General features: G+C 60.3%; 15 protein-coding genes. 9 read left to right on the top strand and 6 right to left on the bottom strand.

The genetic code is table 11. The annotated features are described in order from the left end of the window. Window positions 1-106 precede the first annotated feature (106 nt). On the top strand, window positions 107-418 hold the full coding sequence (locus B0D71_RS10310) for an Mpo1-like protein (RefSeq protein ID WP_103394688.1): 312 nt from the start codon (window positions 107-109) through the stop codon (window positions 416-418). Window positions 419-445: 27 nt separating this feature from the next. Beyond that, a complete protein-coding gene (locus B0D71_RS10305; RefSeq protein WP_103394687.1) occupies window positions 446-1,036 on the top strand; it encodes an HD domain-containing protein in 591 nt (196 codons plus the stop codon). Window positions 1,037-1,104: 68 nt separating this feature from the next. Here the strand turns inward: B0D71_RS10305 and B0D71_RS10300 are convergent, their stop codons facing one another. Next, entirely contained in the window at window positions 1,105-1,920 is an 816-nt protein-coding gene (locus B0D71_RS10300) for a UDP-2,3-diacylglucosamine diphosphatase (RefSeq protein ID WP_103394686.1), read from the bottom strand. Window positions 1,921-2,054: 134 nt separating this feature from the next. On the opposite strand from B0D71_RS10300, the gene B0D71_RS10295 reads away from it, so the two are divergent. Continuing rightward, entirely contained in the window at window positions 2,055-2,819 is a 765-nt protein-coding gene (locus B0D71_RS10295; protein WP_103394685.1) for a helix-turn-helix transcriptional regulator, read from the top strand. 71 nt (window positions 2,820-2,890) lie between these two features. After that, window positions 2,891-3,784, top strand: a complete 894-nt coding sequence (locus tag B0D71_RS10290) for a DMT family transporter (RefSeq protein WP_103394684.1) — start codon at window positions 2,891-2,893, stop codon at window positions 3,782-3,784. Here the strand turns inward: B0D71_RS10290 and B0D71_RS10285 are convergent. From B0D71_RS10285 to recQ, 4 genes are all read right to left on the bottom strand, one after another. Continuing rightward, window positions 3,778-4,065 (bottom strand): Rdx family protein, encoded by a 288-nt coding sequence (locus B0D71_RS10285; RefSeq protein ID WP_103394683.1) that lies wholly within the window; start codon window positions 4,063-4,065, stop codon window positions 3,778-3,780. The two genes, B0D71_RS10290 and B0D71_RS10285, sit on opposite strands and share 7 nt — an antisense overlap. Window positions 4,066-4,098: 33 nt before the next feature. Continuing rightward, entirely contained in the window at window positions 4,099-5,349 is a 1,251-nt protein-coding gene (locus tag B0D71_RS10280; RefSeq protein WP_103394682.1) for a FimV/HubP-related protein, read from the bottom strand. Between the two features lie 127 nt (window positions 5,350-5,476). After that, window positions 5,477-5,911 carry a MarR family transcriptional regulator gene (locus tag B0D71_RS10275; protein ID WP_103394681.1) on the bottom strand — a complete coding sequence of 145 codons (435 nt, stop codon included), beginning with the start codon at window positions 5,909-5,911 and terminating at the stop codon, window positions 5,477-5,479. 119 nt (window positions 5,912-6,030) lie between these two features. Further along, window positions 6,031-8,157 carry a DNA helicase RecQ gene (recQ, locus tag B0D71_RS10270; RefSeq protein ID WP_103394680.1) on the bottom strand — a complete coding sequence of 709 codons (2,127 nt, stop codon included), beginning with the start codon at window positions 8,155-8,157 and terminating at the stop codon, window positions 6,031-6,033. Window positions 8,158-8,548: 391 nt separating this feature from the next. Here recQ and B0D71_RS10265 point away from each other — a divergent pair, with 391 nt between their 5' ends. The 5 genes from B0D71_RS10265 (at window position 8,549) to B0D71_RS10245 (ending at window position 13,790) form a co-directional block, all read left to right on the top strand. Next, a complete protein-coding gene (locus B0D71_RS10265) occupies window positions 8,549-9,136 on the top strand; it encodes a UPF0149 family protein (RefSeq protein ID WP_046816855.1) in 588 nt (195 codons plus the stop codon). Window positions 9,137-9,146: 10 nt separating this feature from the next. Continuing rightward, complete coding sequence (locus tag B0D71_RS10260) at window positions 9,147-9,542, top strand: YbaN family protein (protein ID WP_103394679.1); 396 nt, start codon at window positions 9,147-9,149, stop codon at window positions 9,540-9,542. A 243-nt stretch (window positions 9,543-9,785) separates the two neighbouring features. Further along, the gene (gene lapG / locus B0D71_RS10255) at window positions 9,786-10,493 is read left to right on the top strand and encodes a cysteine protease LapG (RefSeq protein ID WP_103394678.1); all 708 of its coding nucleotides are present in this window, start codon (window positions 9,786-9,788) and stop codon (window positions 10,491-10,493) included. A 22-nt stretch (window positions 10,494-10,515) separates the two neighbouring features. Then, window positions 10,516-12,456 (top strand): cyclic di-GMP receptor LapD, encoded by a 1,941-nt coding sequence (gene lapD / locus B0D71_RS10250; protein WP_103394677.1) that lies wholly within the window; start codon window positions 10,516-10,518, stop codon window positions 12,454-12,456. Window positions 12,457-12,590: 134 nt separating this feature from the next. Continuing rightward, the gene (locus B0D71_RS10245; protein ID WP_103394676.1) at window positions 12,591-13,790 is read left to right on the top strand and encodes a carboxypeptidase regulatory-like domain-containing protein; all 1,200 of its coding nucleotides are present in this window, start codon (window positions 12,591-12,593) and stop codon (window positions 13,788-13,790) included. Between the two features lie 325 nt (window positions 13,791-14,115). Here B0D71_RS10245 and B0D71_RS10240 read toward each other — a convergent pair. Then, the coding region (locus B0D71_RS10240) for a beta strand repeat-containing protein (RefSeq protein WP_133160923.1) at window positions 14,116-17,939 on the bottom strand (3,824 nt) is incomplete at its 5' end.

Raw genomic sequence — 17,939 nt, 5'->3', positions numbered from 1 at the left:
AAGTGGCGCCTATTGTCACTGGCTGATGCCATTGATCACTCTAGACTCAAATAAGCTACCCGCAGAACAACTTGCAGTCAGAACAATAACCACAGAGATCGCAGTCGTGGAAAACGTCAAACGATTCAACAGTTTCGCTGAGTTCTACCCTTACTACCTCAGCGAACACAGCAACAGTACCTGCCGCCGACTACATTTTATCGGCACGACGCTGGTTATCTTGATACTGGCGCTGACCATTGGTCGGGGCGCCTGGATGCTGCTCTGGGCACTGCCTTTGGCGGGTTACAGCTTTGCCTGGGTCGGGCATTTCTTCTTCGAGAAGAACCGCCCCGCCACCTTCCAACACCCCTTCTATAGCCTGCTCGGCGATTTTGTCATGTACCGGGACATGGTCCTGGGGCGCGTTCCGTTCTAGCTGACATCCGTCACAAGAGAGTTGCCTATGAATGCCAATGCCCGCTTCACCCACATGCAGGACGGTACTCAGGAAGACTGGGCGATCATCGCCGCGGACTTCAGTGCCTACGCGCGACAATTGCCTGCACGGATCGTGGCGCACCTGAAGTTACTGGAGGGTGATTTTGGCGGTTTCCCGGTGGATCGCCTGACCCACTCCCTGCAAACAGCCACCCGCGCCTGGCGCGATGGTCGCGACGAGGAGTACGTGGTCTGCGCCCTGCTCCACGATATCGGCGACACTCTGGGCTCCTACAACCACCCGGACATCGCGGCAGCGATCCTCAAGCCGTTCGTCAGCGCCGAGAACCTGTGGATGGTGGAAAAGCACGGGGTTTTCCAGGGCTACTACTTCTTCCATCACCTGGGCATGGATCGCCATCTGCGTGAGCAATTCCAGGACCATCCGCAGTACCAGGCGACCGTCGAGTTCTGTGCCAAGTACGATGCGGCGGCGTTTGACCCGGCGTACGACACGCTGCCGTTGAGCTTTTTCGAGCCGATGATGCAGCGCTTGTTTGCGCACCCGCGGAACTCGATCTACAAGGCGGCAATGGAAGAGCACGCGCCGGCCTGAAGTTAGCGCATATCCAATGTGGGAGCGGGCTTGCCCGCGAAGAGGCCAGCACACACACCGGATAATTTTCAGGCCAATTCGGTAACCCTGGCCGCCTTCAACTGCGCCTCCCGCGCCTGGGCATCCGCCAGACGATACAGCTCGATCGAACCATCCCAGTGCTCGATCAGTGCCGTGCACGACTCCACCCAGTCGCCGCAATTGAGGTAGTCCACCTCGCCGACCTTGCGAATCTCGGCGTGGTGAATGTGCCCGCACACCACGCCGTGCAGCTCACGCTTGACGCATTCGTGGGCGATGGCTTCCTCGAAGTCGCTGATGAAGCTGACCGCGGTTTTCACCTTGTGCTTGAGGTAGGCCGACAGCGACCAGTAGCCGTAGCCATATCGCGCGCGCCAATGATTGAGCCAGCGGTTGAGGGTCAGGGTGAATTCGTAGGCCGAGTCGCCGAGAAAGGCCAGCCAGCGATGGTAACGGGTGATCACATCGAACTGGTCGCCATGGATCACCAGCAGATGGCGGCCGTCGGCGGTGACGTGCACGGCTTCGTCCACCAACTGGATATTGCCCAGAATCAGCTTCGAATAGCGGCGCAGGAATTCGTCATGGTTACCAGTGACGTAGATCACTTCGGTGCCACGCTTGCTCATGGTCAACAGGCGACGGATGACGTTGGTATGCGCTTGCGGCCAGTACATGCCGCCGCGCAGTTTCCAGCCATCGATGATGTCGCCGACCAGGTAGACTCTGTCCGCGTGATAGCTCTTGAGAAACTGCGACAGGTGTTCAGCCTGACAATCCCGGGTGCCCAAATGCACGTCGGAAATCCATAAAGTCCGTACGCGTTGCTTACGGGTGGGTTTGGCGAGCTCGGCGCTGGTCATGGGCAACCCTCTGGCAAGTTTTGCCAAGTCTGCCCCGGCCCGGTGAATGGTCCATGACAGCGACGAGTCAGTCCTGTGACAGCGCTGACAGGCCCGCTCGGTGTAGACTGACGCCCTGAACCGGGAGACCCGCGATGAGACCGATCCTCACGCTTCGCCAATACAGCCACGACCTGATCGTCCACAGCCACGACCACGCACAACTTGTGTTCGGGCTCTCGGGCGCCCTGGATTTCGAGGTTGACGGCCGTGGCAGCCAGGTGGTCCAGCAGAGTTTCGTGGTGATACCGTCGGGCGCTCATCATGCTTGTGGCAGCCCCAATGGCAGCCGCTGCCTGGTGCTGGATGTGCCCGGCGAACAATGGGTTGCCCAGTCGTTGGGCGATCACGCCGAGTCCAGCAGACGTTTGCTCGACAACGCCGGCCGTCTGTCACTGGACGCCGGGCAAAGCCAATTGGTCAGTTGGCTGGCGAACAGTCCGGTCGATGATCCGCTGATTGCACAACAAGGCGCTGTGCTGTTACTGGCCAGTCTCAACAACGCCAGACCCGAGGCCGTCGGCGGTCGGCGCCTGCCCTACGCCGCGCTGAACGCACACATCGATCAGTACGCGGCGTACCCGCTGCAGGTGGCCGACCTGGCCCGGGTGGCCGGTCTCTCCAGTGCCCGTTTGCATGCCCGGTTCGTGGCCGAATGCGGGCAGACGCCGATGGACTACATCCGCAGCCGACGCCTGCACATCGCGGTGAGCCTGCTGCGCAACTCCGCGCTGCCCATCGGCGAGATTGCCAGCCGAGTCGGCTATAGCTCCCAGAGTGCCTTTGCGGCGGCGGTACTGCGCGAGTTCGGGGCATCACCCGGAAAACTGCGGCGCGAGACTGGCGACAAAAAACGCTAGTTTGCCGACAGACTTGCCGGGCGATTACGCGCTTCAATGATGCCTCTGTTCGATTGTCGTTAAGGATTGCAATGACTCCCCGTACTGCCCTTGGCGCCCTGCATATCGGCGCATTGATGTTCGGCCTGACCGGCGTGTTCGGAAAACTGGCGGCCGCGTCACCGGCGATCATCGTTTTCGGCCGCGCCGCTTTCGCCGTGCTCGCGCTGGCGTTTTTTGCGCGCTTCGCCAGCCAAACGCGCTGGCAGAAACTCGAAGCCGTGGACTGGCGTCGATTGCTGCTCAGTGGCTTGTTGCTGGCCGGGCATTGGGTGAGTTTCTTCATTGCGGTGAAAGTCGCAGGCGTGGCGATTGCGACGCTGGGCTTCGCCAGTTTCCCGGCCTTTACCGTGATCCTTGAAGGGCTGATCTTCCGCGAGCGCATTCGCGCCAACGAAATTGTGCTGGTGCTGCTGGTGAGTGTCGGGCTGGTGCTGGTCACGCCTGACTTTGATCTGGCCAGCGGCGCCACCACCGGCCTGCTGTGGGCCGTGGCTTCCGGGTTGCTGTTCGCCCTGCTGTCGCTGACCAACCGTGCCAGCTCCGGGCGAGTCCCGCCCGTGCAGGCAGCGTTGTGCCAGAACGTGGTGGTTGCCCTCTGCCTGCTGCCGGTCGCGGCACCGCAATTGAGCGAAGTGCGCACCATCGACTGGCTGTGGATCGGCCTGCTCGGTGTGTTCTGTACCGGTGTCGCCCATAGCCTGTTCGTCGCCAGCCTCGCGGTGATCAAGGCACGCACCGCTGCCGTGGTGTTCGCCCTGGAGCCGGTCTACGGCATCACCGTTGCGTGGCTACTGTTCAATGAAAACCCGACCCTGCGCATGTTGCTGGGGGGCGCGCTGATCATTGTGGCGATTGTGGTGTCCAGCAGGCTCTCAAGTGGCTCCAGCAAGAAAGCCGTTGCCGCCGAGGCTGCGTCTCACTGAGTGCGGTCGTTGTGTCCCAGGTCGCGCTCCGGGTCGATCTGGTCGCGGACCCGCTGCTTGAGCACTTTGGCCTCGGGGAACCCGCCGTCCGCCTTGCGCTCCCAGATCTGCACGGCGTCACAGTAAACATGAAAGACTCCGCCGGTGCCCGGCACCAGGGAAACCTTGCCCAGGTCATCACCAAAGGTGCTGAGCAGTTCCTGGGCCAGCCAGGCCGCACGCAACAGCCATTGGCATTGCGTGCAGTAGGTGATGACGATTTCGGGTTTGCTTGCGCTCATGATGGGACCTGACTCCAGAGTTTGACGACGCCGCTATGATAGCCCGGCCGGTGTCGTCCGAGCCGCAGGATCGGGTTGTTCCTCTAACGCGAATGCAGGCTCGATCACGGCCAGGGCAGCCAGTGGCTTGTTCTCGTATGGGATGACCACGTCCCAACTCGACGCCATGGACAGTTCATCCAAGTTGAGTCGGTACTCATCGTCAGGGGCGGTTTCGCCAGACATCGCCAAACCCGGGACCACTGCCACGGCAGCAACGACCGGGATGGGATGACTGCAATCGACCAGCTCAAGCTCTTCATTGGCTGGCCCCACGTCGCGCTGCAGAGTGGCTGGTTGCATGACGGGCGGCCATACCGATGGCTCGGTAAAGAGTTCGGGCAACGGCTCATACGGCGGCAGGGCCTCCGGAGCAGTGGCCTCATGCTGCTGGCGCCGGCGGCGAGCAAACCAGGCAAGCGCCAGCAATGCCATCAGCGCTGACACTCCGGCAATCGGCAGCCAGCCAGTCCCGGGGTTCTCAGCAATAGCCGGGGCTGACGCCACTACGTCAGAAGCAATGGGTTGCGCCTTTACTTTCTCAAGTTCCGTCAACTGGGTTTGCAGTTCGGCCAGCTGCTTTTTCTGGCCGGCGATCAACTGGTCCCGGTCTTGCAGCTTTGCGTTGAGCTCATCGACTGTGGTTTGCAACTGGTGGTTTTGCAGGGCGCTGGCGGCCAGTTGTTCCACGGCAGGATCCAACTCGGGGACGTCAGTTGCTGGCGTCGACTTTGCCACGGGTGACGGCGCTACGGCCGGTTGAACACGGGGGAATGCGGATGCCGGGGTACTGGAAAGCGCTTCATCGGCGGCAGGAACAACACCTGGCGAGCCCGGCGGATCGATCAGTACCGTGTACTCGCGTAGTAACCGACCGTTGGGCTGATCGAGCTGCACGAGGAAATTAAGGAAGGGTTCACTAACCGGTTTGCTGGAGGTCACCTGGATCAAGCTGCGACTACCGCGCAGGACCGGAGTGAACTTCAGGTTGTCGAGGAAAAATACCCGGTCGACCCCGGCACGGCTGAACTCGTCTGCCGTTGCCAGGCTCACCGACAGCTCGTTCTCCTCAAGGTCAGCCGCATCCACCAGTGCGATATCGGCACGCAGAGGTTGATTCAGCGCCGAATGCAGGGTGATTTCACCCAGGCCCAGCGCAGGCGCCCATGCCGAGTAAGTGACAGCGGCCCCGGCCAGCAACCACTGAGAACTACCGCGCAAAACCAATCGCCAACACTTGAGCATGAGCATCCTTGAGATCTACAAAAACTACACGTACGCGTTCGTACATCCGTTACGAACACGATATTGCCGAGTAGTTCTTATAGTCTGCCCAATGCGCTATCTCAAAAACCTGGCGTTCGGTTATGCCTCAGGATTTTTCAAGGTTACCCAGGATGTGCCCATGAACCCGCATGCACACCTTCAAGTCCGCCTCATCGACGCCATCGAACAGTTCGTGGCGCAGTTGCGTGGCAATGGTTTCAATTTGTTCGATCAGGGGAAGCGCCGGTGCGCAGAGCACGATTTTCTTTGCCCGACGGTCTTCCAGTACTGCCTGGCGTTGCACCAGACCCTGGCTTTCCAGGCTGTCGAGTAAACGGGCAAGGGTCGGGCCTTCGACGCCGACACTTTGTGCCAGCTCACGCTGGGTTGGGGCTTCTTCGAAACGCGCGAGGTGCAGAAGCACCAGCCAGCGTGCCTGGGACAAGCCCATGCCCGCCAGCCGGCGGTCCAGTTCGGCACGCCAGCCACGGGACATCTGGGCCAACTGCATGCCAAAGCGGTGTTGATCGGTTAACGGCATAAAACACTCATGGTTAGGCTGAAATAAATTAAAACTAATTATTAGTCAGCTAAGCATGAGCCTCGATTTGAGGCAAGGCTTGATCTGTACTGAATCGTTACATCAGCACTACAGATGTCTCAAATCTCGAATTCCGACTGCAAGGCAGCGCGAACGCAGTACAAAACCCCTTCCGGTACCCGTCCCGCGAACAGCGCAGCGATTTCGGACACCGGCGGCAACTCGCCTTCGCCGTCGAGGAAGGCGTCCTGCACTTCGCCCATGAGGTCTTCAGGCAGATCCAGTGCCTGTTCCAGCGACAACTGCTGCTTGCCGATCGCTTCGGCCAGCATGGTGTAGACGTTCTTTTCCGAGCACTGCAACTGACCGGCGATCTGCACCGGTGTCATGCCGGCCCGTGCCAGGGTGATCAGTTCGTGACGCACGTCGGCCACCGCTTTCGGTGCCTCGACCTGGCCGCCGAGCACTTCGAGGAAGGCCTCGCCATAACGCTCCAGCTTGCGCGCACCAACACCGCTGACCGTGGCCATTTCCGCCAGCGAGGTGGGCTGGCTGCGCAGCATTTCCAGCAAGGTCGAGTCGGGGAAGATGACGTACGGCGGCACGCCATGTTCTTCGGCAAGCTTGCGTCGCAGGGCGCGCAAGGCTTCCCACTGTTCCCGCTCCTCGCCACGGACCAGTTGGCTTGCCTGGCTCTTGCTGCTTTTTGCCACGGTTTGCGCCTTGAGGTCGCGGCGCAGCTCCAGGGTCACTTCCCCCTTGAGCAGCGGCCGGCAACTGTCGCTCAGGCGCAATCCGCCATAGCCCTCGAGGTCGATATCGGCCAGGCCACGGGCCACCAGTTGGCGGAACAATGAGCGCCATTCGCCCTCGGCCATCGCCTTGCCGACACCAAACACCGACAGATGCTGGTGGCCAAAATTACGGACCTTTTCGTTGTCCTTGCCGAGCAGTACATCCACCAGGTGCCCGACACCGTAGCGCTGACCGGTACGATAGATCGCCGACAGCGCCTGACGCGCAGGCTCGGTGGCGTCCCAGGTCTGCACGCCATCGACACAGTTGTCGCAATGACCGCAAGGTTCGGGCATGTCTTCGTCGAAGTAGGCCAGCAGCGTTTGCCGACGGCAGCGAGTTTCTTCGCAGAGCGAGAGCATGGCGTCGAGCTTGTGCTGCTCCAGGCGCTTGTGTCGCTCGTCGCCTTCGGAGTTCTGCAGCATCTGCTTGAGCATCACCACGTCTTGCAGGCCGTAGGCCATCCAGGCATCCGCGGGCAGGCCGTCTCGACCGCCACGACCGGTTTCCTGGTAATAGGCTTCAAGGGATTTCGGAAGATCGAGGTGGGCGACAAAACGCACGTTGGGTTTGTCGATGCCCATGCCGAACGCCACGGTGGCGACCATGATCAGGCCTTCCTCATTGAGGAAGCGTTTCTGATGGTAGGCGCGCAGATCGTTGGGCAGGCCAGCGTGGTATGGCAGCGCCGGGAAGCCCTGCTCGCTGAGAAACGCGGCGACTTCCTCGACCTTCTTGCGCGACAGGCAATACACGATGCCCGCATCGCTGCGGCGCTCGGCGAGAAACGCCAGCAACTGCTTGCGCGGCTGTTCCTTGGGCACGATGCGATAAAAGATGTTCGGCCGGTCGAAGCTCGACAGGAAGCGCTCGGCGTCTTGCAGGTGCAGACGGGTGACGATTTCTTCCCGGGTGCGCTTGTCGGCCGTGGCGGTCAGCGCGATGCGCGGCACGTCGGGGAACATTTCCGCCAACTGACCCAGTTGCAGGTATTCCGGACGGAAGTCGTGACCCCATTGCGACACGCAGTGTGCTTCGTCGATGGCGAACAGGGAGATGTTCAGCCCTTGCAGAAATGACAGCATGCGCGGCTGGACCAGACGTTCCGGCGCCAGATAAAGCATTTTTACTTCACCGCGGCGAATGCGGGCGGCGAGGTCTCGCTGTTGCTCGGCGCTGAGTGTGGAGTTCAATGCCGCGGCCGCTACGCCCAGCTCTTCGAGGGTGGCGACCTGATCGTCCATCAGTGCGATCAGCGGCGAGACCACCACGGCCAGGCCTTCGCGCAACAGCGCCGGGACCTGGAAGCACAGGGATTTGCCGCCGCCGGTAGGCATCAGGACCAGGGCATCGCCGCCGCTGGCCACGCGCTCAATGATTGCACCCTGGCGGCCACGGAAACTGTCGTAGCCGAAGATGTCCTTGAGGACGCGTTGAGCCTGTTCGAGCATAGAAACTCCAAAAATCACCGAAACATCCCTGCAAGGCTGGTTCAGAACCCGCAACGCTGCACCGACAAATCGTAAGTGCGCATTGCATGACGCTTCAGATTTCAGCCGTGACACCAGCAGGGCATCACAAAACGCGCGAGTATACCCGAGCCCTGTCCGGCAAAGGGCACCGCTGATAAGACACCGGTAAACCTGATGTGCATAAAAACGGGGGGAGCGAGCCTGCTCGCGAAGAGGCCATCACAGCCAACATTGATTTAGCCTGAACCAACGCTATCGCGAGCAAGCTCGCTCCTACAGGGAATACGGGGCAAATATGCCGTGCGGCTGGCCCAAGCGCTCAAGAAGGCCTAGAATTCCCGCATCGAACATTCCCCAAGGTAGTCCTTTAATGTCCTTCGCTGAGCAACTAACCCGCCTGCAAGTCTTCCTCGACGCTGATGAACTGCATGACGAGGCGCTGGACTATGTGGCCGCCCACGGCTACCTCACTGCGCTGTCGATCTGTTCCGAAACCGTTCCTGACCGTGAGTGGATCGACGCACTGTTCGCCGAAGAGCCGCATTACAGTGGCGAAGCCCAGCGCGAAGAGATCGAAGCCACGCTGATCGGCCTCAAGGCCCACATCGCCCGCCAACTGGCCTCCGACGAGGAGTTCGAGCTGCCGTGCGACCTTGACCTGGGCGACGACCCGGACGACTCCGAACTGCGCGGCTGGTGCATCGGTTTCATGGAAGGCGTATTCCTGCGCGAAGAAGCCTGGTTCGAAACCGCCGAAGACGAAGTCAGCGAAATGCTGCTGCCGATCATGGTCGGTTCGGGCCTGTTCGACGAGCAGCCGGAGTTCTCCGACATTGCCGCCGATGCCAACCTGATGGACGACATGATCGTGCAGATCCCGGAAGCCCTGACCGCGCTGTACCTGCTGTGCAACGCGCCAGACGAAAAACCGGCGATTCTCAAGCCACGCCACCACTAAGATCCAGCCTATGGACAACCCCATAGGCAACCGCCCCCTGATGTTGCGCTACGTGCTGCTGGCCATCGGCTGGCTGAGCGTGGTGCTGGGGGTGATCGGGATTTTCCTGCCGGTATTGCCCACCACCCCTTTCCTGCTGCTGGCGGCCGCCTGCTTCGCCCGCAGCTCGCCGCGCTTCTATCAATGGCTGGTCGAACATCCTCGGCTTGGCCCGTGGATTCGTGATTACCTGGATGGCAACGGCATACCGCTCAAGGGCAAGGTCTACGCCATCGGTCTGATGTGGGCGAGCATCCTGTTTTCCTGCTACCTGGTGCCGCTGCCCTGGGCGCGGGGCTTCATGCTGACCAGTGCGGTGCTGGTGACCCTGTACATCCTCAAGCAGAAAACCCTGCGCAAGTCCTGAAATTTCCCGGGACCATTGTGGCGAGGGGGCTTGCCCCCGTTCGGCTGCGCAGCAGTCGCAAAACAGGTGAACGCGGTGTACCAGGGATATCTGGATTAAATGGTTTGGGGTCGCTTCGCAACCCAACGGGGGCAAGCCCCCTCGCCACAAAAAGCTCATTGAGCGCCCCTTCGGCCGACGATCTGCCCTCCCCCTGCTAAAACTCCACCTAAACTCCACGAACCTAAATTCGAGCAGCCAGACATGGCCTGCAGTCTGCGTAGTCCAGGATGGCCAGCGCTCCGACTTCGGCTCGGCGGCTGGTTGCTGCTGGCGGGTTTGCTACTGGCCTTATTCAACGGGGTCAGGGCCGACTGGGACTTTGCGCAGATCCTGCAAACCGTAGAAAAGCGCTACGGCCCGCTGGGACCGGCACGAGGCCGGATCGAGGCGTGGAGTCAAATGCTGCAAGCTGCACGCGGCGCGCCAGAGCGTGAGCAGCTCAACACGGTGAACCGATTCTTCAATCAGCAGTTGAATTTCCAGGACGACACGCGCATCTGGCAACAGACCGATTACTGGGCCACGCCCGTCGAAGCCCTGATCAAGGGCACCGCCGATTGCGAGGACTATGCATTGGCGAAGTATTTCAGCCTGCGCCGACTCGGCATTCCCAGCGAAAAACTGCGCATCACCTACGTCAAGGCCCTGAGCCAGAACCAGGCGCACATGGTGCTGACGTTCTACAGCACCCCCACGGCTGACCCACTGGTGCTGGACAACCTGATCGGCGAAATCCGCCCCGCGTCCCAACGCAAAGACTTGCTGCCGGTGTACGCCTTCAACGCCGAAGGCCTGTACCTGCCGGGCAAGAACGGTGGCCAGCGCAGTAGCGACTCGAAAAAGCTCTCGCGCTGGCAGGACGTGCTGAAAAAGATGCAGGCCGAAGGCTTCGACATCGGCGACGGCTAACCGCCACGGCAAGGAGCGATGTATGACACTGCGTAAACAGTTGTTCCTGGCCATCTGCCTGTTCCTGCTGGTGGCGTTCAGCGGCAGTTTTTTTGCCAGCCTGGAAAGCTCCCGCGAGCAGACGCTCAGTCAGCTGCGTGCCCACGCCCAGGACGCGGCCACCGCGCTGGGGCTGTCGCTGACGGCACAGGTCGATGACCCGGCAATGATGGAGCTGATGGTCAGTTCGATTTTCGACAGCGGCTATTTCAGCAGCATCCGCGTCATCAGGCTCAAGGATCAGCAAACCCTGGTAGAGCGCAGCGCACCCTCGAAAATCGACGGTGTGCCTGACTGGTTCGTCACCCTGGTCAACCTGCGCCCGGAAGGAGGCGACGCCTTGATCATGCGCGGCTGGGAACAGCTGGCACGGGTCGAAGTGCTGAGCAATCCGCAATTCGCCCTGGCCAAGCTCTGGGACAGCACCCTCGGCAGCCTGATCTGGTTGCTGTTGTGCGGGCTGTTCAGTGCGGTGATTGGAGGATGGATGCTGCGCCAGCAATTCCGCCCACTCGACAGCATGGTCCGACAAGCCCAGGCCATCAGTAAACGCGAGTTTCTCAGCCTGCCCAACCTGCCACGGACACCGGAACTGAAACGGGTGGTGCTGGCCATGAACCAGATGGTCGAAAAGCTCAAGGCTCTGTTTGTCGAAGAGGCTGAGCGCAGCGAAAAGCTGCGGGCCGAATCCTATCTGGACAGCCTCACCGGCCTGGCCAACCGACGCCTGCTCGACGAGCAACTGGCCGACCATTTGCGAGTGTACGAACAGAGCCGCGATGGCCATTTATTGATGTTGCGGATCAACGACCTGAACGGGCTCAACCAGCGACTGGGCGGCCAACGGACAGACGCACTGATCAGTGCCGTGGGCGAATTGCTCAAGCGCCTGACTCAATTGCCGGAGCGTCGCACCTGGCTGGCGGCACGCAATCGGGGTGGAGAATTCAGCCTGTTGACACCCGGTCTGGACGCCGAAAGCGCCGAGCGCCTGGCTGCCGACATCAGCGTCAGCCTGGAGAACCTGCGCCTGACCGGCGCCAGCGATTGCATGCCGGTTGCCCATCTGGGTGTTGTCGCCTACCGCCCCGGTGAGCCGGTCAGCAATGTACTTTTGCGACTTGATCAGGCACTGACCGAATCACGGCAACATCTCGAGCGACCCTGGGTGTACTTGGGCCACCGTGACACCGCACCGAATCATTCCCAGCACGACTGGCGCACCTGGATCGACGATGCCTTGACCGAAGGTAAAATGCAGTTGTACTTCCAGCCCGTCGTGCAATGCGCCGACACCCGCCAGGTGCTGCATCACAAAGTGCTCGCACGCCTGCTCGACCCACGGGGCGAAGCGATTACCGCCGGACATTTCTTGCCGTGGATCGAGCGTCTCGGCTGGTCGGCACGCTTCGACCTGGCGATGCTCGAAGCCACGCTGGACGACCTGGTGATCAACCGCCGGCCCTTGGCACTGAGCCTGTCCGGCCGCACTCTGCGCGATCAGGTGCAATGGCGAGCAGTCCTCGACCTGCTCGACTCTCTTCCCGAACTGGCGCCGCTGCTGACCCTGGAAATCGACGAGCGCCAGTTGCCACCCCCTGAAGAACTGCAGCGTTTGAGCCACAGACTGCTTGCCAGCGGTTATCGAATCGGTCTGCAACACTTTGGCGGGCGCTTCAGCCAGATCGGCAACCTCACTCATTTGGGGTTGGCATACCTGAAAATTGATGGGGCCTACATTCGCAACATTGACATGCAACCAGACAAGCGTCTGTTCATCGACGCGATCTTTCGCGCGACCCACAGCATTGATTTGCCGCTGATTGCCGAGATGGTCGAGACATCAGGGGAACTGGGGGTTATCCGGGAGTTGGGTGTATTCGGGGCGATGGGGCAGTTGATCGGGGCGCCGAAGCCAACGTAGCCAGGCAGCCAATGCAACTTTTACCATTGTTCGGAAACCAACTTGTATCTGTTACTTATGATAGTAGGCAAGCTATCTGACCAGGTTTTAAATCACTCCGGCACCCTTACTATTCAACACCCGGAGTCATCAAAATGACCGCTAAACCACCCAATACTTCGACACTCACTTCAACCACGCAGAGTGAAGAAACAGCGAAAACAACCTTCGATGAAATCCGAGACAGCAGCGGTAATTTCGTTGGCAGGAACGGCGTTACTTTTGACCCAGTCCTGGAATTAAAGGGTACCGCCGGCGCAAATACTGCACTCAACATTCGCGATCGTATTCACCCTCTCAGTGATGTGACCAGCGATACTTCAGGAAACTGGATCAAAAGACTCGACTTTAACTTTGGCTTCAAACGCTACAGCCTTAATGCTATCGAAAAAAGACCACCTTACGATTTCTCCTCACAGTACATTTTCGTGCTGGCGACCGAGACGCCAATCATCGAAAAAGTCGCTGGCAAGGATGGCCCGATTGAAAGTGGCGCGACCTACGACGGCGACTCGTTGGAGTTCTCCGGCTACGCACCTCCCGATATGGAAGTTGAAGCGTTCAACGGCGACACATCCACAGGCAAGAAAACCACCGTTGATCCTGACGGCATGTTCAACCTCACCTTCGACGGACTCACCGCTGGTACCTACGGCATCAAGATCAAGGCAGCCAATGGCAAAGCGTCCAGTGTGTTCGACTTCCGCGTCGTATCGGATGCAAAACTGATCCTTTGTCAGGTCTCCGATTCCCAGAGGGTGATCCCTGAAGGCGGCACCACCTATGACGGCAGGGTTATAGTCCGCGGTTACGGCTGGCCCGGCAAAGAGGTGCAACTGCGCAATAACGGCAGCCCTATCGACGGAGCAACGGCGACCGCCCGGGAGGGCGACGGATTCTGGGAGATCGAGATTGATGTGACACCCGACTCCTACAGCCTGACCGCCCAGGCGCTATATGGTGATGGCGAGATTTCCGAACCGCCCCGCACCTTTACCGTGGCGTCCATCCTCAGGCCGCACAATACCCGCGTGTACGATTCGAACGGCCTGATCGAGGACAACGGTAGTACGCCATACAACCATGTAATTGCCCGGGGTAATGCGGCCCCGCTAGCGCAGATCTGGCTAAAGATCAACGGAGTCATCGACCCAAGGCCGGAACAAACCGACGATACGGGTAAATGGGCCAGACTGGTCAATAACCTGAACGCCAAAACCACTTATACACTCTTCGCGGTGGCAAATTACGGTGACAATGCCGAGTCTAATTCATGGACGATTACTACCGGGTAACTCTGATCTGTAAATTGATAAAGTCAAAGACCCAAGTGGAAACTTCACTCCAAGTAACGGAAAAGTGTCTCAACAAGAGTTTATTCACTTCTACGGATCCGGCGCCTACCAGAATTCGGGCATCGGCCTGTATGTTGACGGTGGTGTCTTAGGGTAAGTCGACGTTGTTTACCTGATTGCTCCGCAGGCTTTTCATCAGCAGTGCCTGGCAATGAAAAAAGCCCTGCAAGCGTGAACCTGCAGGGTTTCTCGGTCAGGCTGACCCTCTCATTAAACCCGCCATCCCTTACACAGGGATGACGGGTTTTTCGTTCAGGCTTTCAGCTCACACGGTGTCCACCTTCAACGAATGATCGTTGAGCATGCCGTTGATGATGGTCGCCGTATCATGCCCGCCAGCGATCACCCCACCCGCTCCCGGCGTTACACCGTAATAGCTGGCAAGATTGACGCCGGCCAGGTCGATGGTCTGGTTCGGCGCGGCGCCGGCCATGGCGCTGACGTCGATGCTGGTCACCGTCGACGGCCCGCTGCCGGTGACGGTGAAGTGCAGGTAGTCATCCAGCGAAGCCGTGGTGCCGTTCTCCCCTTGCAGCAGTTGCGACAGGTCGAGCTTGTCAGTGCCGGGCGTGAAGTCGCTGATCACGTCATGGCCACTGTTGCCCTTGAGCCACTGGAAGGTATCGGACCCTGCCCCGCCGCTGAGGGAGTTGTTGCCCAGGCCACCGATCAGCAAGTCATCGCCGTCCCCGCCGTTGAGGATGTCGTTGCCCAGGCCGCCGTTGATCACGTTGTTATTGTTGTCACCGGTCAGGGTGTCGTTGAAGTTCGACCCGGTGAGGTTTTCGATGCCGGTCAGGGTGTCCGTGCCCGCGCCCAGGGTGTTTTGCCCACCGAGCAGACCGAGGTTGACCGTCACTGCGGCGGTGGCGTGGGCGTAGCTGACCGTGTCGATGCCCGGGCCGCCATCCAGGGCGTCATTGCCCGGGCCGCTGTAGAGCAAATCATTGCCGGCGCCGCCGTGCAGCTCGTTGTTGCCGGAGCCTGCAGTGAGCACATCATTGCCGTCGCCGGCATTGATGATGTTGCTGCCCGGGCCCGCCACCAGGACATCATCCCCGCTGGTGCCGGTGAGGGTGTGGCCGTCCTGATAGCTGATGGTCACGTTGGCCGAGTCGCTGCCGCCATGGTTGTCGTTGGCGGTGTAGGTGCCGTGGTAGTCCGGAGCAATGTCATGGCCCCCGGCGAAGTTGACGGTCATGGTCAGTTTATAGTTTTCAGAGCCGTTGCCGCCCCCCCCCGAGCCGTTGGGGATGTTGCTGATGTGGATCTGGTAGATCCCACCTCCTGTCGAGGGGATGGTCTCGCCGTTCTGGATAGGCGTGTACGCGCTGCCGGCGACCGAGTACTCCATGGCGATGCGCCCGGTCGTTTCGTAGTTCAGGTTGAGGGTTTCGCCGTCTTTGAGGTTGACGGTAATGAAATCGTCAGCACTATTGCCGCCGACCGAACCCAGCGCGCCACTGACAATCAGCATGGCGGTCGTGGCGGTCGCGTCTTTGACAAAGGCACTGCGGGCAATATTCACGGCCGTCGCGTTGTTGAAGATGTAGTTCTGGTTGACCCCGACAAAGTCCGCGCTCCTCGATATCCAGCCAGTAGTGAAGGAAGTCGGTGTTGCCGAGAGTTGATCACCGTTAGGGTCGGTGTCGTTGGCCAGCAACAGCTCGCCCGGCACCACGACGGTGCCATCGAGCACGTTGGTGATGACGTTATCATCGACGGCCACGGGCGGGGCGTTAGGTATGACTTTGATCGTCAGGGTGGAGCTGGCCAGGTCGCCGTCGTTGTCGCTAACGGTGAAGCCGATGTTTTCGGTGATCACCACCGAGGTGGTTTTCTGCGAAATGTAGGTGTAGTCGCCAGAGTCCAGGTTGATCAGCAAGGTACCGCTGTTGTTGGTGGCAATGCTCAGCGTGTTGTTCACGGTATTGAAGGTGCCGTGGTTGACGGTGCCACTAAACGTCAGCGAGCCCTGGTTGCTGTTGCCGCTCGGATCGTAGGTGTACGTGATGCCGTCCACCGTGATGGTTTTGATGAAGCCGCCGTCGGCACCGAAGGTTCCGCCATCGCCCAGTAGAGAACCGGTCACCGGTGCGCCGATCACAGTGCCGGACAGCACCGAGTTGAGCTGGTTGAGGTCGGTCACCACCACCGAATTGGTGTTGGTGTGGCTGCTGCCGTCATAGGCCAGCGGATTGAGGTTGGCGTTGCTCACGCCACTGCCCAGGCCGATCGCGTAGTTCTTGATGTTGTTGGCATCGAGGAAAGCTTTCAGCGCGGTTTCGTCGCTGGTACCGATTTCCTGGCCGCTGGTGGGTTTACCGTCGGAGAAGAAGTAGCCGACGTTTTGTGCGCCGGTCAGCTTGCCCGAAGTGTTGAACGCGGTCTGCATGGTCGCCACGGCGGCGTCGTAGTTGGTGCCACCGTTAGCGGTGAGGCCGGTGAGCAGTGTCTTGGCGGTCGCGACATCGACCCACACCGAGGTTCTGTCGGTGGCGCTGCTGCTGAACGTGACGAGTTGCACTTTCACATCGCCGAGGTCGTCGTATTTATCCAGCAAGGCACTGATGGCCTGCTTGGCCAGGGCCAGCCGCGACAGGCTCGCGCCCGACGCGTCGTACACGCCGGAAGCATCGGCCATACTGCCGGAGACGTCGAGCACGATCAGCAGGTTGGAATCGATCTCCACGGCCGCCACCGAGCGATCCGAGGCCACCGCCTTGGGCACGTCATCGACAATGTTGACCACAATGGTGCTGGTGCTGCTGTTGCCCGACGCATCGGTGGCCTTGTAGGTGAAGCTCTCACTCAGGCTGTTCGGTCCATCGTTGGCATTCGGCGAGGTTTTCGGTGCCGAGGTCAGGGTGTAGGTGTAGCTACCGTCGGGGTTGAGCAGCATCTGCCCGTAGGTGCCGGTGGCGCTGCCGACCAGCGTATAGGTGAGCGCGCCGCTGGCACCCGAGACAGATCCGACCAGGGTCCCGGACGCGGTTTCACCGGTATTGCCCGGGTCGCTGCCGGTGACCGTACCGGCAGCCAGGTCCTGGCCGTCCTTGCTCAGGTCGAGGGCTTTTTCGTAGACCGTCACGTCGCTGTCGGGGTTGGCCTTGATGTTGCTGTTGGCCACGTTGATGGTGACGGTGGTGGTGCTTTCATCGCCATCGGAGTCGCGCACGGTGTAGGTGAAGGTATCAGTGGCCCCGGCAGCGCCGACCGAATTCGGGTTGCTGTGATACACCGCGTTGCCATTGGCATCAAGGGTCAGGTAGCCATAGGTGCCAGTGATCGGGTTGCCCAACCCACCGACGGCTGACGTCGCGGTATTGCTACCGGCGCGCACGCCGACCACCGTCGCCGGACCATCGGCGCCGCTGATGTCATTGCCCAGCACACTGATATTGACTGTGCCGCCCTCCGTCACCGACGACGAATCAGGTTTGGCGCTCGGCAGGTCATCGACGATGTTGACGTTGATCTGTCCGGTCGCACTGTCGCCATCGGTATCGGTAGCGACGACGTTGAAGTTCTCGATGAGGCTGTTGGCGCCGTTGGCCGTTGGATGGGTTTCGTTATCGTTGAGGGTGTAGCTGTAGCTGATCACCCCGGTGGTGGCGTTGAACCCGGTGATGGTCAGGGTGCTGCCCAACGGCGTGACGGCGGTTTGCGGGAAGCCGGCGACCACACCACCGCTGATGACAGTGATGGTGCCTACGGTCAAGGTCTGCAGGCCATCGAGGGCAGTCACTGTAAAGGTCCCGCTCTGGGTCAGGGCCGACGTGCTGGGGCTGGTGCCATCACTGAGGTTTTTCTCGTAGACCGTCAGCTCGCCACCATACACGTCGAGGCCGTTGAGGGTGACCAGGTCATCGTTGTTGTGGACGTTGAGCACCAGGTTGGCGGTGCTGGTGTCGCCGTCCGCATCGGTGATGGTGTAGGTGAAGGTTTCGGTGCCGTTGCCGCCGCCGTGCAACGCCTTGAAGTCGACATCGCTGGTGTTCAGGGTGTAGGTGTACGTGCCGTTGGCATTCAGTACCAGGGTGCCGTAAGTGCCGGTGAAGGTGCCGGGGGTGATAGGTCCGCTGCTTT

The organism is Pseudomonas laurylsulfativorans (assembly GCF_002906155.1).
GTDB classification, from domain to species: Bacteria; Pseudomonadota; Gammaproteobacteria; order Pseudomonadales; family Pseudomonadaceae; genus Aquipseudomonas; species Aquipseudomonas laurylsulfativorans.
Note: the sequence above shows the minus strand (reverse complement) of the source record. Positions and strands in the feature narration are given on the sequence as shown.

Coding starts and splice junctions, on each gene's coding strand:
- B0D71_RS10295 (WP_103394685.1), top strand. CDS start 2,055: ATGAGACCGATCCTCACGCTTCGCCAATACAGCCACGACCTGATCGTC.
- B0D71_RS10245 (WP_103394676.1), top strand. CDS start 12,591: ATGACCGCTAAACCACCCAATACTTCGACACTCACTTCAACCACGCAG.
- recQ (WP_103394680.1), bottom strand. CDS start 8,157: ATGCTCGAACAGGCTCAACGCGTCCTCAAGGACATCTTCGGCTACGAC.
- B0D71_RS10285 (WP_103394683.1), bottom strand. CDS start 4,065: ATGAGCGCAAGCAAACCCGAAATCGTCATCACCTACTGCACGCAATGC.
- B0D71_RS10260 (WP_103394679.1), top strand. CDS start 9,147: ATGGACAACCCCATAGGCAACCGCCCCCTGATGTTGCGCTACGTGCTG.
- B0D71_RS10265 (WP_046816855.1), top strand. CDS start 8,549: ATGTCCTTCGCTGAGCAACTAACCCGCCTGCAAGTCTTCCTCGACGCT.
- lapG (WP_103394678.1), top strand. CDS start 9,786: ATGGCCTGCAGTCTGCGTAGTCCAGGATGGCCAGCGCTCCGACTTCGG.
- B0D71_RS10280 (WP_103394682.1), bottom strand. CDS start 5,349: ATGCTCAAGTGTTGGCGATTGGTTTTGCGCGGTAGTTCTCAGTGGTTG.
- B0D71_RS10300 (WP_103394686.1), bottom strand. CDS start 1,920: ATGACCAGCGCCGAGCTCGCCAAACCCACCCGTAAGCAACGCGTACGG.
- B0D71_RS10305 (WP_103394687.1), top strand. CDS start 446: ATGAATGCCAATGCCCGCTTCACCCACATGCAGGACGGTACTCAGGAA.
- B0D71_RS10290 (WP_103394684.1), top strand. CDS start 2,891: ATGACTCCCCGTACTGCCCTTGGCGCCCTGCATATCGGCGCATTGATG.
- lapD (WP_103394677.1), top strand. CDS start 10,516: ATGACACTGCGTAAACAGTTGTTCCTGGCCATCTGCCTGTTCCTGCTG.
- B0D71_RS10275 (WP_103394681.1), bottom strand. CDS start 5,911: ATGCCGTTAACCGATCAACACCGCTTTGGCATGCAGTTGGCCCAGATG.